Raw genomic sequence first — 12,064 nt, forward strand, 5'->3', positions numbered from 1 at the left:
CAGGGAGGATCGCAGACGTGATGACCAACCGCGCAGGTGGGAGCAGCACCGGCTCATGGTGGCGGACCGCGCTCGTGGCGGGTTGGCTGGCCGTGGTGACGGTGCTCGGGCCCGGGACGTCCCCTGCCCTCGCCGAGGACCCGCTCAACCTGCCCGAGGCCCTCAACGACCTGTCCGACACCCTCTCGGACGCCGAGGAGGAGCAGGCCCGGGCCGAGCTGGAGGAGCTGCGCGACGACACGGGCCTGCAGCTGTTCGTCGTCTTCGTCGACACCTTCACCGACGGCTCCGGCGGTCAGCTCGACGGTCCCGGGTGGGCCGAGCAGACCTCGCAGGAGTCGGGCATGGGCCCGGGCGACCTGCTGCTGGCGGTTGCGGTGGAGGACCGGCAGTACGGCGTCGGCGACATCGGCGGCACCCTGTCCGCCTCCGCGCTGCGCACCGTGCAGCTGGAGGACATCGAGCCCGCGCTGAGCGACGACGACTGGGCCGGGGCGGTGTCCGGCGCGGTCGAGGGCTTCGCCCGTGAGTACGGGTCCGGGGGCAGCGACGGGGGCGAGGCGCAGGACGACGGGCCCGTCCAGCCGCGGTCCTCCGGCGGCCTGGGCAGCGGCCTCGGGGTCCTGCTCTTCGCCGCCCCGGTGGTGCTCTTCGCCGGCGCGGGTCTGGTCTCGAAGATGGGCCGGCGCGGGCGCAAGCCCGCGACCGGAGCTCCCGTCCCCCCGACCGCTCAGGGGATGCCGCTGCAGGACCTGCAGCGCCAGGCCTCCGAGGCGCTGGTCGGCATGGACAACGCGGTGCGCTCTGCCGAGGAGGAGCTGGCCTTCGCCGAGGCGCAGTTCGGCACCCAGCGCACCGACCAGTTCCGCGGGGTCCTGCAGCAGGCGCGCGCGGCCGCCAAGGAGGCGTTCTCCCTGCGCCAGCAGCTCGACGACGACCGCGAGGAGCCCGAGGACGTCGAGCGGACGATGCTGGCCCGGATCATCGAGCTGACCAGCACCTCCCGACGCACCCTCGACGAGCACACCCAGGAGTTCGCGACGCTGCGGGCGCTGCAGGACCGCGCACCGGAGTTCCTCGCCGAGCTGTCCACCCGGCTGGGCGAGGTGCAGCAGCGCCTGCCCGTCGCCGACCAGGAGCTGCGCGGCCTCGCCGCCCGCCACCCGGCACCGGCCCTGGCCACGGTGCGCGACCACCGCGCCCAGGCCGAGGAGCTCCTGCGCTCGGCCGACGGCTTCATCACCGCCGGCCGGCAGTCCCTGGAACGGGAGGACCGGCCCTCGGCCGTCGCCGCCGCCCGCGCCGCCGAGGAGTCGATCGGGCAGGCGGTGACGCTGCTGGACATGATCTCCCGGGCCGACGCCGAGCTGGCGGGCTCCGCCGAGGAGCTGGGCAGGCGGATCGCCTCGATCACCTCCGACCTGGCCGACGTGCGCCGGCTCGCGCCGCAGGAGCCGGTCATCGCCAGGGCCGCCGACCGGGCCCGCGCCGCCGTGGAGCACGGCCAGCAGGCCCGCACCTCCGGCGACCCGCTGCGCGCGCTGGCCGAGCTGGACGCCGCGGAGCACGACCTCGACACCCTCCTGGAGCCGCTGCGCGACGCGGAGGAGCACACCACCCGGATGCGCGAGAACTTCACCCAGCGGGTGGCCCGTGTCGGTGCCAGGCTGCGCAGCATCGACGACACCATCCGGACCCGCCGCGGCGCCGTGAGCAGCGGGGCGCGCACGCGCATCTCCGAGGCCCTGCGGGTCTTCGACGAGGCCCAGCGCGTCGCCGCCGACGACCCGGGCACCGCGATGGGGCTGCTGACCCGGGCCGAGCAGCTCGGGGAGCAGGCCCTGACCGAGGCGCAGAACGACCTGGACTCCTGGGGCGGGTCCGGGGGCTTCGGCGGCGGCTACGGCGGCCGCCGGGCCGGTGGCATCGACCCGCTGTCGGTCATCCTCGGCGGCATCCTGCTCGGCGGCGGCGGAGGTGGCCACCACCACTCCGGTGGCTGGGGCGGCGGTGGCGGCTTCGGCGGAGGCGGCGGCTTCGGCGGAGGCGGCGGCTTCGGCGGAGGCGGCGGCTTCGGCGGCGGCAGCTTCGGCGGGGGCGGCTTCGGCGGGGGCGGCAACTTCGGCGGCGGCCGGTTCTGATGTCCCCCACCCAGCCACCGACGACGCCGCGTGCACGCCCCCGCGACGACCGACGACGCGACCTGCACGCCATACCCCTGACCTGACCATCACTCGACCACCGCCGACCGCGGCGGGCAAGGAAAGGAAACCGAGCATGACCCAGAAGCAGAGCATCCTCGGCCGCATGAGCCAGCTCGCACGCGCCAACATCAACGCGCTGCTGGACCGCGCCGAGGACCCGGAGAAGATGCTGGACCAGCTCATCCGGGACTACACCAACAGCATCGCCGAGGCGGAGGAGGCCGTGGCCCAGACCATCGCCAACGTGCGCATGGCGGAGTCCGACCTGCAGGCCGACCGTGAGGCGGCCGCGGAGTGGGGACGCAAGGCGGCCGCGGCGTCCTCCAAGGCCGAGGAGATGCGGGGCAAGGGGGACCCGGACGGGGCGTTCAGGTTCGACGACCTGGCGCGGGTCGCGCTCGGCCGCCAGATCCAGCACGAGAACGACGTCCGCACCGCCGAGCCGGCGATCCAGCAGCAGAACGCGACGGTCGAGCAGCTCAAGGACGGGCTGGTCACGATGAAGACCAAGCTGGAGGACCTCAAGGGCCGCCGCAGCACTCTCGTCGCCCGGGCGCGCAGCGTGGAGGCGCAGAGCAAGGTGCAGGACGCGATGGCCTCGATCGACGTCATGGACCCCACCAGCGACATCGCACGCTGGGAGGACAGCATCCGCAAGCAGGAGGCGCTGGTCCAGGGTCGCGCCGAGGCGCAGTCGGCCTCGCTGGAGGACCAGTTCGCCGAGCTGGAGGACAGCGGCGCCAACGCCGAGATCGAGGCCCGCCTGCAGGCGCTGAAGAACCAGCAGGGCTGAGCACCTCCGGCTCCACGGACCCCCGGACGGCGACCCGCCGGCCGGGGGTCCCGTCGTCGGTCGCCCTCAGCGCCGGGCGCGACGGCGGCGCACGGCCCCGGCCAGGTCCTCGAGCACGTCCACCGTGGTGTCCCAGCCCATGCACGCATCCGTGACCGACCGGCCGTAGACCAGGCCCGTGGGCGCCGGCTCCTGCCGGCCGGCCACGAGGAAGCTCTCCAGCATGACGCCCCCGACGAGGTCCTGGCCGTCGGCGACCTGCGCGCCGATCTCGCGGGCGACCTCGGCCTGCCGCACGTGGTCCTTGCGGCTGTTGCCGTGGCTGGCGTCGACGACGAGACGACGGTCCAGGCCTGCGGCGGCCAACCGGGCACCGGCCGCCGAGACCGACTGCACGTCGTGGTTGGGCGCCGCACGCCCGCCGCGCAGGATGACGTGGGCGTCCGGGTTGCCGGTCGTCTCGACCAGCGCCCCGCGCCCCTCGGAGTCCACCCCCAGGAAGGTCTGGTTGGCGGCGGAGGCGACGCACCCGTCCACGGCCACCTGGACGTCCCCGTCCGAGCCGTTCTTCAGGCCCACGGGCATGGACAGCCCCGACACCAGCTGCCGGTGCACCTGCGACTCGACCGTCCGCGCCCCGATGGCGCCGTAGGTGACGGTGTCGGCGAGGTACTGCGGGGTGGTCGTCTCGAGGAACTCGCAGCCGGCGGGCACGCCGGCCTCCAGCACGTCGAGGAGGACGCGGCGGCCCAGCCGCAGACCCCGGGGTATGTCGTAGGAGCCGTCCAGGTGAGGGTCGTTGATGAGGCCCTTCCACCCGGTGGTGGTGCGGGGCTTCTCGAAGTAGACCCGCATCACGACCAGGAGGTCGTCCTCGAGCCGGCGGGCCTGGGCGGCGAGGCGGTGCGCGTAGTCGACGGCCGCCACCGGGTCGTGGACCGAGCAGGGCCCGACCACGACGAGCAGCCGGTCGTCCTCGCCCCGCAGCACCTGCTGCGTCTCGCGCCGGGACCGGGCCACCAGCTCGGCGGAGCCGGGGGGCAGGGGCAGCTCGGCCCGCACCTCGCGGGGTGTCGGCAGCGGCTCCATCCGCAGGACCCGAAGGTCGGCGGTGTTGTCGGCCCGGGTCGCCGCCGGTGCGCCGGCGGTCGTGGTGGTGGTCATGGCTCCTCCTGGAAGGGGCTGACGGTCGCCCCTCGCTCCGGAGCGCCCGCCAGGAATGGCGAAGGGCGCGGACCATGCGGTCCACGCCCTGGGTCGGCTCCGGTGCGCGCGCGTCAGGTGCTCGCGCCGGCCGGAGCCGACCCGAAGACACAATAACGACGCGTGCTGAGCATGGCGCACACCATACACGGCAGCGCTGCGCACCCCGCCCGGGCCCGCCCGCTCGGCCCATGCCGCCCCGGAGCCCCACGCCGGCAGACAAGGTTGCGCACGGCACACCACCGTTGTCGCTGCGGTATGCCGTGCACAACCTCGCCCGGGCCCGCCGACGTGTGGCGCGCTCCCGGCGGCTCCCTGCGGCGTCAGCGCGAGTGGTAGCGCTGCTGCGTGGCCTCCAGCCCGTGCTGGACGAGGTCGAGCACAGCGTCCGCCCCGTCCCCGACCAGCAGCTCGACGTCGACCCGCTCGCGCGCGGGGAAGTCGGAGAGCACGTAGTCGGCCGGGTCCTGCCGGCCCGGCGGTCGGCCGATGCCCAGGCGCACCCGCAGGTAGTCCTTGCTGCCCAGCGACTGGGTGATCGAGCGCAGGCCGTTGTGGCCGCCCTCGCCGCCCCCGCGCTTGAGCCGGACCGTGCCGAAGTCGATGTCCAGCTCGTCGTGGACGACGACGACCTGCTCCAGCGGCACCTTGTAGAAGGCGGCCAGCCCGGCGACCGGGCCCCCGGAGACGTTCATGTAGGTCGAGGGCTGGGCGACGACGGCCCTCGGCCCGGGCACGCCGCCGGGGCCGGTGCCCAGGCGCACCTCGGCGGCCCAGGCCTGGGCTTTCTTGTGCTGCCGCAGGGTCGAGGACGCCTGCCGCGTCAGCTCTGCCACCACCATGGCCCCGACGTTGTGCCGGTTGCCGGCGTAGCGCGTCCCGGGGTTGCCCAGGCCGACCACGAGCCAGGGTGCGTCCATGTCAGGTGCTCCTCGGGTGCTGGGCGGGAGTGGGGTGTGCGGTGCGCACAGCCGCACGGCCACGCCGTCCGCGGGGTGTCGCGGTCGACGTGGCCGTGCGTGCGCGTGGTGCGCGGGAGGAGGCGGGGCGGGTGCCCCGGCGGCTCACTCCTCGGTCTTGTCCTCGTCGTCGCCCTCGCCGGCGCCCTCGGAGGCCTCGCCCTCGGCGGCCTCGTCGCCCTCGGCGGACTCCTGCTCGATGCCGGCCTCGGCCTCGGCCTCGGCGAGCTCGGCCTCCAGGGCCTCCGCGGAGACGGCCTGGGAGACGTTGACGACCAGGGCCTCGGGGTCGGTGACCAGCGTGACGCCGGAGGGCAGCTCGACCTGGCCGGCGGTGATGTGGGTGCCGGCCTCCATGCCCTCGACCGAGACGGTGAAGGTCTCGGGGATGTGGGTGGCCTCGGCCTCGACCGTCAGGGTCGCGTGGTCGACGGTCACGACGGTCTCCGGCGCGGCCTCGCCCTCGACGTGGATGCCCACGTCGACGGTGACCTTCTCGCCCTTGCGGACGATGACCAGGTCGACGTGCTCGATGAAGCGCTTGATCGGGTCGCGCTGCACGTCCTTGGCCAGGGCGAGCTGGGTCTCGCCCTCGATGTCCAGGGTGAGGACGGCGTTCTGGATCTTCAGGGCCATCATCGTGGCGTGGCCCGGCAGGCTCAGGTGCACGGGGTCGGTGCCGTGGCCGTAGAGGACGGCGGGCACCTTGTCGGCGCGGCGGATGCGGCGCGCCGCACCCTTGCCGAACTCGGTGCGCTTCTCGGCGGGGATCGTGGTCTGGTCGGACATGCGTCAGGGCCTTTGCTTCGCGGGATCGGTCAGGGTCGGGCCTCGACGCGGGACACGGCACGGGTCATCGCGGAGGCGTCACGGCTCACCCGCGGGGAGCGGGCGGCACGACACGCTTCGTCGAATCACGGCCACCGCATCCGTGCGGTGTCCCTCGCCGAGGCAACCCCGCAAGTCTAGCGGCAGGCCCGCGAGGGGTGAAATCGCAGGCGTCAGGCCCGGCCCTCGAACATGGAGGTGACCGAGCCGTCCTCGAACACCTCGCGGATCGCGCGGCTGACCAGGGGGGCGATGGAGAGCTGGGTGATCTTCTCCAGCGCCTGGGCCTCCTGGCTCAGCGGCAGCGTGTTCGTGACGATGACCTCCAGGGCGACCGAGTCGCGCAGCCGGTCGACGGCCGGGCCGGAGAAGATCGCGTGCGTGGCGGCGATGACCACGCCCTTGGCACCTTCGGCCATGAGCGCGTCGGCGGCCTGGCAGATCGTGCCGCCGGAGTCGATCATGTCGTCGACGAGGATGCACATGCGGCCCTCGACCTCACCGACGACGCGGTTGGCGACCGACTGGTTGGGCCGCTCGATGTCGCGGGTCTTGTGGATGAAGGCCAGCGGGGCACCGCCGAGCCGGTTGCTCCACCACTCGGCGACCTTGATGCGGCCGGCGTCCGGGGAGACCACCACCAGGTCCTCGTCGCCGTACTTGTCCCGCACGTGCTTGGACAGGATCGGGGTGGCCATGAGGTGGTCGACCGGGCCGTCGAAGAAGCCCTGGATCTGCGCCGTGTGCAGGTCGACGGCCAGCAGTCGGTCGGCGCCGGCGGTCTTGAACAGGTCGGCGACCAGCCGGGCCGAGATCGGCTCCCGCCCGCGGTGCTTCTTGTCCTGACGCGCGTAGCCGTAGAACGGCAGCACCACGGTGATCCGCTTGGCCGACCCGCGCTTGAGCGCGTCGACCATGATCAGGTGCTCCATGATCCACTCGTTGACCGGCGCCACGTGGCTCTGGATGACGAACGCGTCGCAGCCCCGGACCGACTCGTCGAAGCGGATGTAGGTCTCGCTGTTGGCGAACTGGTAGGCCTGCGTCGGCACCAGCGACGTGCCGAGCTCGACGGCCACCTCCTCGGCGAGCTCCGGGTGCGCGCGGCCGGTGAAGACCATGAGGTTCTTCTCCGTGGTCCGGTGGATGCCGGTCATCAGCTCTCCTGGGTGGGGGTCTCGGGGCTCGCCGCGGGCTCGGACGAGGTATGCGGTGCCTGCTCGGCATGCTCGACACCGGCCGCACCGGCGGCGGCACCGGCGGCCTCGGCGGCCTCGGCGGTCTTGGTGCCGGCACGTCGACGGGCCACCCAGCCGTCGACGTTGCGCTGCCGGCCGCGCGCGACGGCGATCTGGCCGGGGCCGACCGTCCCCTCGATCGCCGAGCCGGCTGCGACGTAGGCCCCGTCGGCGATGTCGACGGGCGCGATGAGCACCGAGTCGGAGCCGACGAAGCTGTGCCGGCCCACGGTGGTGTGGTGCTTGGCCACGCCGTCGTAGTTGGCGAAGATCGTGCCGGCGCCGATGTTGGCGCCCTCGCCGATCGTCGCGTCACCGCAGTAGGTCAGGTGCGGGACCTTGGCCCCCTCGCCGATCTCGGCGTTCTTGGTCTCGACGAAGCCGCCGATCTTGCCGTGGGCCCCCAGGACGGTCCCGGGACGCAGGTAGGAGAAGGGCCCCACGGTCGCCGCGGGCCCGATCGTGGCCAGCTCTGCCTGGGTCCGCACGACGCTGGCGCCGTCGCCCACCTCGACGTCGGTCAGGGTCGTGTCGGGGCCGACGACGACCTCGGCGCCGATGGTCGTCGCGCCCAGCAGCTGGGTGCCGGGCCGGATCGTCGTGTCGCGCCCGATCGTCACGTCGGCGTCGATCCACGTGGTGGCGGGGTCGACGACCGTGACGCCCTCGCGCATCCAGTGCTCCACGGTGCGCCGGTTGAGCTCACGGCCCAGGGTCGCCAGCTGGACCCGGTCGTTGACGCCCTCGGTCTGCCACAGGTCGTCCACGAGGTGGGCCGCCACCCGGCGACCGTCGCGGCGGGCGATCCCGACGACGTCCGTCAGGTACTTCTCGCCCTGCGCGTTGTCGGTGCCCACCTCGGCGAGCGCGGCGCGCAGCACCTGGGCGTCGAAGGCGTAGATGCCGGAGTTGATCTCCCGGATGTCCACGACGTGGGCGAAGTCGTCACCAGCCTCGCGGTGGCGCAGGGCGTCCTTGTACTCCATGATCGCCACGACGTCGCCGGACCCGTCGCGCACCACGCGCCCGTAGGCCTTGGCGTCGGGCAGCTCGGCGGTGATGACGGTGACCGCCGCCCCGCTGGTCTCGTGCCGCTCCGTGAGGTCGGCCAGCGTCGCGGGGGTCAGCAGGGGGACGTCGCCCATCGTCACCACGACGGTGCCCGTGACGTCGGCGGGCAGGGCGTCCAGCCCGCACTCGCAGGCGCGGCCGGTGCCCTTGACCTCGTCCTGGTCGACCACGACCGCCTGCGGGTCGAGCTCGGCGACGTGCTGGGCGACCCGGTCGCGCTCGTGACGGACGACGACGGCCAGGTGCGCAGGGCCGACCTGGCGAGCGGCGTGGAGGGCGTGCCCCAGCAGCGAACGACCCCCGATGCGGTGCAGGACCTTGGGGGTCGCGGACTTCATCCGGGTGCCTTCACCGGCGGCCAGGACAATCACGGCAGTGGGGTGGCGGGAGGTCACGGGCCTGACTCTACCCGCGCGCGGCGGGTCCCTCCTCGCCGGTCGCGGGCCTACCGCACACCGGGCCGCAAGGCATGATGGGCCGGTGACCACCTCCCCCGCGAAGTCCTCGCCGCGCAACCGGATGACCGGGCCGCAGCGCCGTTCCCAGCTGATCGAGGTGGGCCGCAGGCTGTTCGCCGAGAAGGGGTTCGAGGGCACGACCGTCGAGGAGATCGCCGCCACCGCGGGGGTCTCCAAGCCCGTCCTCTACGAGCACTTCGGCGGCAAGGAGGGGCTCTACGCCGTCGTCGTCGACCGCGAGATCCAGGCGCTGCTGGGGCAGATGACCGAGGCGCTGACGCAGGAGAAGACGCACGCCCGGGCGCTGCTGGAGGCCGCCGCCATGGCGCTGCTGGACTACATCGAGACCTCCACGGACGGCTTCCGCATCCTCGTGCGCGACAGCCCGCCCGGGCAGTCCACGGGGTCCTTCGCCAGCCTCATCAGCGACATCGCCTCCCAGGTCGAGCACATCCTCGCGGCCGAGTTCAAGCGCCGCCGGCTGGACCCCAAGACCGCCCCGCTGTATGCCCAGATGCTGGTCGGCATGGTCGCGATCCCGGGCGGGTGGTGGCTCGACTCCCGCCGGATGAAGAAGGAGGACGTCGCGGCGCACCTGGTCAACCTCGCCTGGAACGGCCTGTCCGGCATGGAGCCCAGGCCGGTCCTGCGGACCAAGCCGCACAAGGGCTGAGCCCGCCCGATGACCTACCCTGGGACGGTCCGCCGCCCGGACGTTCCCCGGTTGCTCTGCTGGTAGGGGCCGCCTGACTTTGAATCAGGATTAGCGACGCAGGTTCGATTCCTGCCCGGGGAGCCCGCCTCCTCACCCCTCGAAGTCGACCAGCAACCGCTTCAGGTATGCCGCCAGCCGGGACCGCTCGTCCGTCGCCAGTCCGGCCAGCAGCTCGCGCTCCCCCTCCAGCAGGGCCTCGAGCGCCTGGTCGGCCAGCCGCCGTCCCTCCTGCGTGAGGGTGACGAGGACCGCGCGCCGGTCGTGGGGTGCCGCCTGGCGGGTCAGCAGGCCCCGCTCGGCCAGCCGGTCCAGCCGGTTGGTCATCGTGCCGCTGGTGACGAGCGTCTCGCGCAGCAGGTCGCCCGGCGTCAGCCGGTAGGGGTCGCCCGAGCGGCGCAGCGCCGACAGCACGTCGAACTCCCACGCCTCCAGGCCCTGCTCGGCAAAGGCCCGGCGACGGGCGATGTCCAGGTGCCGCGCCAGCCGGGACACCCGCGAGAGGACCTCCAGCGGGGCCACGTCGAGGTCGGGCCGCTCGCGGCGCCAGGCCGCCACGACCCCGTCGACGTCGTCCGCGCCGCCGACGCCGTCGCTGCCTCCCGCGCTGCGCTGACCCATGGGCCGAGCGTAGCGCCCGATATCTCGACGTCGAGGCATCCCGGCGGGGGCCGGCGGACGGCCGGCCTCCTCACCCCTGCGCGGCCTCGGACGCCTCGAGCCACTCCAGCTCGAGCCCCTCCTCCTGCTCGGTGAGCACGCGCAGGCTCTCCGTGAGCCCGGCCAGCCGCTCGGGGTCGGTCGCGGCGCCCGCCATCTGCTCGTGCAGGGCCGCCTCCTGCTCATGGATCCGGTCCAGCGCCTTCTCGACCCGGGCCAGGGTCTTGCGGGCCTCGCGCACCTCGGCCGCCGTGTATGCGGTGCCGCCGGTCGACGCGGCGGCACCACCGGTGCTGCCGCCCCCGGTTGCGCCCACAGCCCCGGCACCCGAGGCCCGACCGGTGCCGCCCCGGCCCGCGTTGGCGGCCATGCCGCGGCGCAGCTGCAGGTACTGCTCCACCCCGCCGGGCAGGTCGCGCAGCGTGCCGTCGCCGAGCAGCGCCACCTGCCGGTCGGTCATCCGCTCCAGCAGGTAGCGGTCGTGGGAGACGACGAGCAGGGTCCCGGCCCAGCCGTCGAGCACGTCCTCCATGGAGGTGAGGGTGTCGATGTCCAGGTCGTTGGTCGGCTCGTCGAGCAGCAGCACGTTGGGCTCGTCCATGAGCAGCCGCACGAACTGCAGCCGGCGCCGCTCCCCGCCGGACAGGTCGCCGACGCGCGACTGCTGCCGTCCGCCGGTGAAGCCCAGCCGCTGCGCCAGCGAGGAGGCGGAGACCTCCTTGCCGCCGATCGTGGTGAAGGAGCGCACCTCGGTGATCGCGTCGATGACGGTCCAGCCGCGCACGCGGTCGAGCTCGCGCAGCTCCTGGCTCAGGCACGCCATGCGCACGGTCTTGCCGGTCTTCAGCCGGCCCGCCGCCAGGGGGTGCTGGCCCTGCAGGACGCGCAGCAGCGTCGACTTGCCGGCGCCGTTGACCCCGACGATCCCGTAGCGGTCGCCGGGCCCGAGCCGCCAGGTGACGTCCTCGAGCAGGGTCCGCTCCCCGATCGTGACCGTGGCGTCGACGAGGTCGAGCACGTCCTTGCCGAGCCGGGTCGTGGCGAAGCGCACCAGCTCGACGGAGTCGCGGGGCTCCGGCTCGCCCTCGATGAGGGCGGTCGCCGCCTCGATGCGGAAGCGCGGCTTGCTCGTCCGGGCCGGTGCTCCGCGCCGCAGCCAGGCGAGCTCCTTGCGGGCGAGGTTGGCCCGCCGCTCCTCGGTCACCTGCGCGACGCGCTGGCGCTCCACCCGCGCCAGGACGTAGGCGGCATACCCGCCGTCGTAGGTGTGCACCTGCCCGTCGGAGACCTCCCACGTGCGCGTGCTCACCGCGTCGAGGAACCAGCGGTCGTGGGTCACGACGAGCAGCGCGCTGCCGGGCCGGGGGCGACGGGAGGACAGGTAGGTCGCGAGCCAGGCCACGCCCTCGACGTCGAGGTGGTTGGTGGGCTCGTCGAGCACCAGCAGGTCGGGGTCCTGGACGAGCAGCGCCGCGAGCGCCAGCCGACGGCGCTCACCGCCCGACATCGGCCCGACCGTCGCCTCCCACCCGCCCATGGCCTGGGCGTCGGTCCCGCCGAGCAGGCCGCCGAGGATCTCCCGGACCCGTGCCTGCCCGGCCCACTCGTGCTCGGCGAGGTCACCGAGCACGACCTGCCCGACCGTGGCGGCGGGATCGAGGGCGTCGACCTGCCCCAGCATGCCCATCGTGACGTCACCGGTGCGGATGACCCTGCCGCCGTGCAGGGTGCGCGTGCCGACGACCACCCCCAGCAGGCTGGACTTGCCGCCGCCGTTGCGCCCGACGACCCCGATCCGGTCACCGTCGGAGACACCGACCGACACGTCGTCGAGGAGCACCTGGGTGCCCGCGACGAGGTGCGCGTGGTCGAGCGCGACAAGGCTGGCGGGCGGGGGCATGCGCAGGCTCCTGCGGTCGGGGTTGGGGGACGCTCCAG

10 protein-coding genes and 1 tRNA gene are annotated in these 12,064 nt (G+C 73.7%); 4 read left to right on the forward strand and 7 right to left on the reverse strand.

The genetic code is table 11. From position 1 onward, the window contains the following. The first annotated feature begins 20 nt into the window (after positions 1–20). Positions 21–2,141, forward strand: a complete 2,121-nt coding sequence (locus K330_RS24560) for a TPM domain-containing protein (protein ID WP_022922469.1) — start codon at positions 21–23, stop codon at positions 2,139–2,141. 136 nt (positions 2,142–2,277) lie between these two features. Beyond that, the gene (locus K330_RS0114125; protein WP_022922470.1) at positions 2,278–2,997 is read left to right on the forward strand and encodes a PspA/IM30 family protein; all 720 of its coding nucleotides are present in this window, start codon (positions 2,278–2,280) and stop codon (positions 2,995–2,997) included. Between the two features lie 66 nt (positions 2,998–3,063). Here K330_RS0114125 and K330_RS0114130 read toward each other — a convergent pair whose 3' ends face one another. The 5 genes from K330_RS0114130 to glmU form a co-directional block, all read right to left on the reverse strand. Then, positions 3,064–4,161: a 3-deoxy-7-phosphoheptulonate synthase gene (locus tag K330_RS0114130; RefSeq protein WP_022922471.1), complete on the reverse strand. Its 1,098-nt coding sequence runs from the start codon at positions 4,159–4,161 to the stop codon at positions 3,064–3,066. Between the two features lie 362 nt (positions 4,162–4,523). After that, positions 4,524–5,120, reverse strand: coding sequence for an aminoacyl-tRNA hydrolase (pth, locus tag K330_RS0114135; RefSeq protein ID WP_022922472.1), 597 nt, complete (start codon positions 5,118–5,120; stop codon positions 4,524–4,526). Between the two features lie 144 nt (positions 5,121–5,264). Continuing rightward, positions 5,265–5,948 (reverse strand): 50S ribosomal protein L25/general stress protein Ctc, encoded by a 684-nt coding sequence (locus K330_RS0114140; RefSeq protein ID WP_022922473.1) that lies wholly within the window; start codon positions 5,946–5,948, stop codon positions 5,265–5,267. A gap of 212 nt (positions 5,949–6,160) precedes the next feature. Further along, entirely contained in the window at positions 6,161–7,144 is a 984-nt protein-coding gene (locus K330_RS0114145) for a ribose-phosphate diphosphokinase (protein WP_022922474.1), read from the reverse strand. After that, positions 7,144–8,691, reverse strand: coding sequence for a bifunctional UDP-N-acetylglucosamine diphosphorylase/glucosamine-1-phosphate N-acetyltransferase GlmU (glmU, locus tag K330_RS0114150; protein WP_022922475.1), 1,548 nt, complete (start codon positions 8,689–8,691; stop codon positions 7,144–7,146). Before glmU ends, K330_RS0114145 begins: the two co-directional genes overlap by 1 nt. 124 nt (positions 8,692–8,815) lie before the next feature. Here glmU and K330_RS0114155 point away from each other — a divergent pair, with 124 nt between their 5' ends. Both K330_RS0114155 and K330_RS0114160 read left to right on the forward strand, forming a co-directional pair. Beyond that, positions 8,816–9,427: a TetR/AcrR family transcriptional regulator gene (locus tag K330_RS0114155; RefSeq protein ID WP_040658212.1), complete on the forward strand. Its 612-nt coding sequence runs from the start codon at positions 8,816–8,818 to the stop codon at positions 9,425–9,427. Positions 9,428–9,471: 44 nt separating this feature from the next. Then, positions 9,472–9,550, forward strand: a tRNA-Gln gene (locus K330_RS0114160). A 9-nt stretch (positions 9,551–9,559) separates the two neighbouring features. On the opposite strand, the gene K330_RS0114165 is transcribed toward K330_RS0114160, so the two are convergent. Next, a complete protein-coding gene (locus K330_RS0114165) occupies positions 9,560–10,087 on the reverse strand; it encodes a MarR family winged helix-turn-helix transcriptional regulator (RefSeq protein ID WP_022922477.1) in 528 nt (175 codons plus the stop codon). Positions 10,088–10,157: 70 nt separating this feature from the next. After that, complete coding sequence (locus tag K330_RS0114170; protein WP_022922478.1) at positions 10,158–12,026, reverse strand: ABC-F family ATP-binding cassette domain-containing protein; 1,869 nt, start codon at positions 12,024–12,026, stop codon at positions 10,158–10,160. Positions 12,027–12,064: the final 38 nt, after the last annotated feature.

It is taken from the genome of Ornithinimicrobium pekingense DSM 21552 (assembly GCF_000421185.1).
Lineage (GTDB): Bacteria > Actinomycetota > Actinomycetes > Actinomycetales > Dermatophilaceae > Ornithinicoccus > Ornithinicoccus pekingensis.

Excerpts from the sequence above, each read along its gene's own strand:
- K330_RS0114130 (WP_022922471.1), bottom strand. The coding sequence starts at position 4,161 with ATGACCACCACCACGACCGCCGGCGCACCGGCGGCGACCCGGGCCGAC.
- K330_RS0114165 (WP_022922477.1), bottom strand. The coding sequence starts at position 10,087 with ATGGGTCAGCGCAGCGCGGGAGGCAGCGACGGCGTCGGCGGCGCGGAC.
- K330_RS0114170 (WP_022922478.1), bottom strand. The coding sequence starts at position 12,026 with ATGCCCCCGCCCGCCAGCCTTGTCGCGCTCGACCACGCGCACCTCGTC.
- pth (WP_022922472.1), bottom strand. The coding sequence starts at position 5,120 with ATGGACGCACCCTGGCTCGTGGTCGGCCTGGGCAACCCCGGGACGCGC.
- K330_RS24560 (WP_022922469.1), top strand. The coding sequence starts at position 21 with ATGACCAACCGCGCAGGTGGGAGCAGCACCGGCTCATGGTGGCGGACC.
- K330_RS0114145 (WP_022922474.1), bottom strand. The coding sequence starts at position 7,144 with ATGACCGGCATCCACCGGACCACGGAGAAGAACCTCATGGTCTTCACC.
- K330_RS0114140 (WP_022922473.1), bottom strand. The coding sequence starts at position 5,948 with ATGTCCGACCAGACCACGATCCCCGCCGAGAAGCGCACCGAGTTCGGC.
- K330_RS0114155 (WP_040658212.1), top strand. The coding sequence starts at position 8,816 with ATGACCGGGCCGCAGCGCCGTTCCCAGCTGATCGAGGTGGGCCGCAGG.
- K330_RS0114125 (WP_022922470.1), top strand. The coding sequence starts at position 2,278 with ATGACCCAGAAGCAGAGCATCCTCGGCCGCATGAGCCAGCTCGCACGC.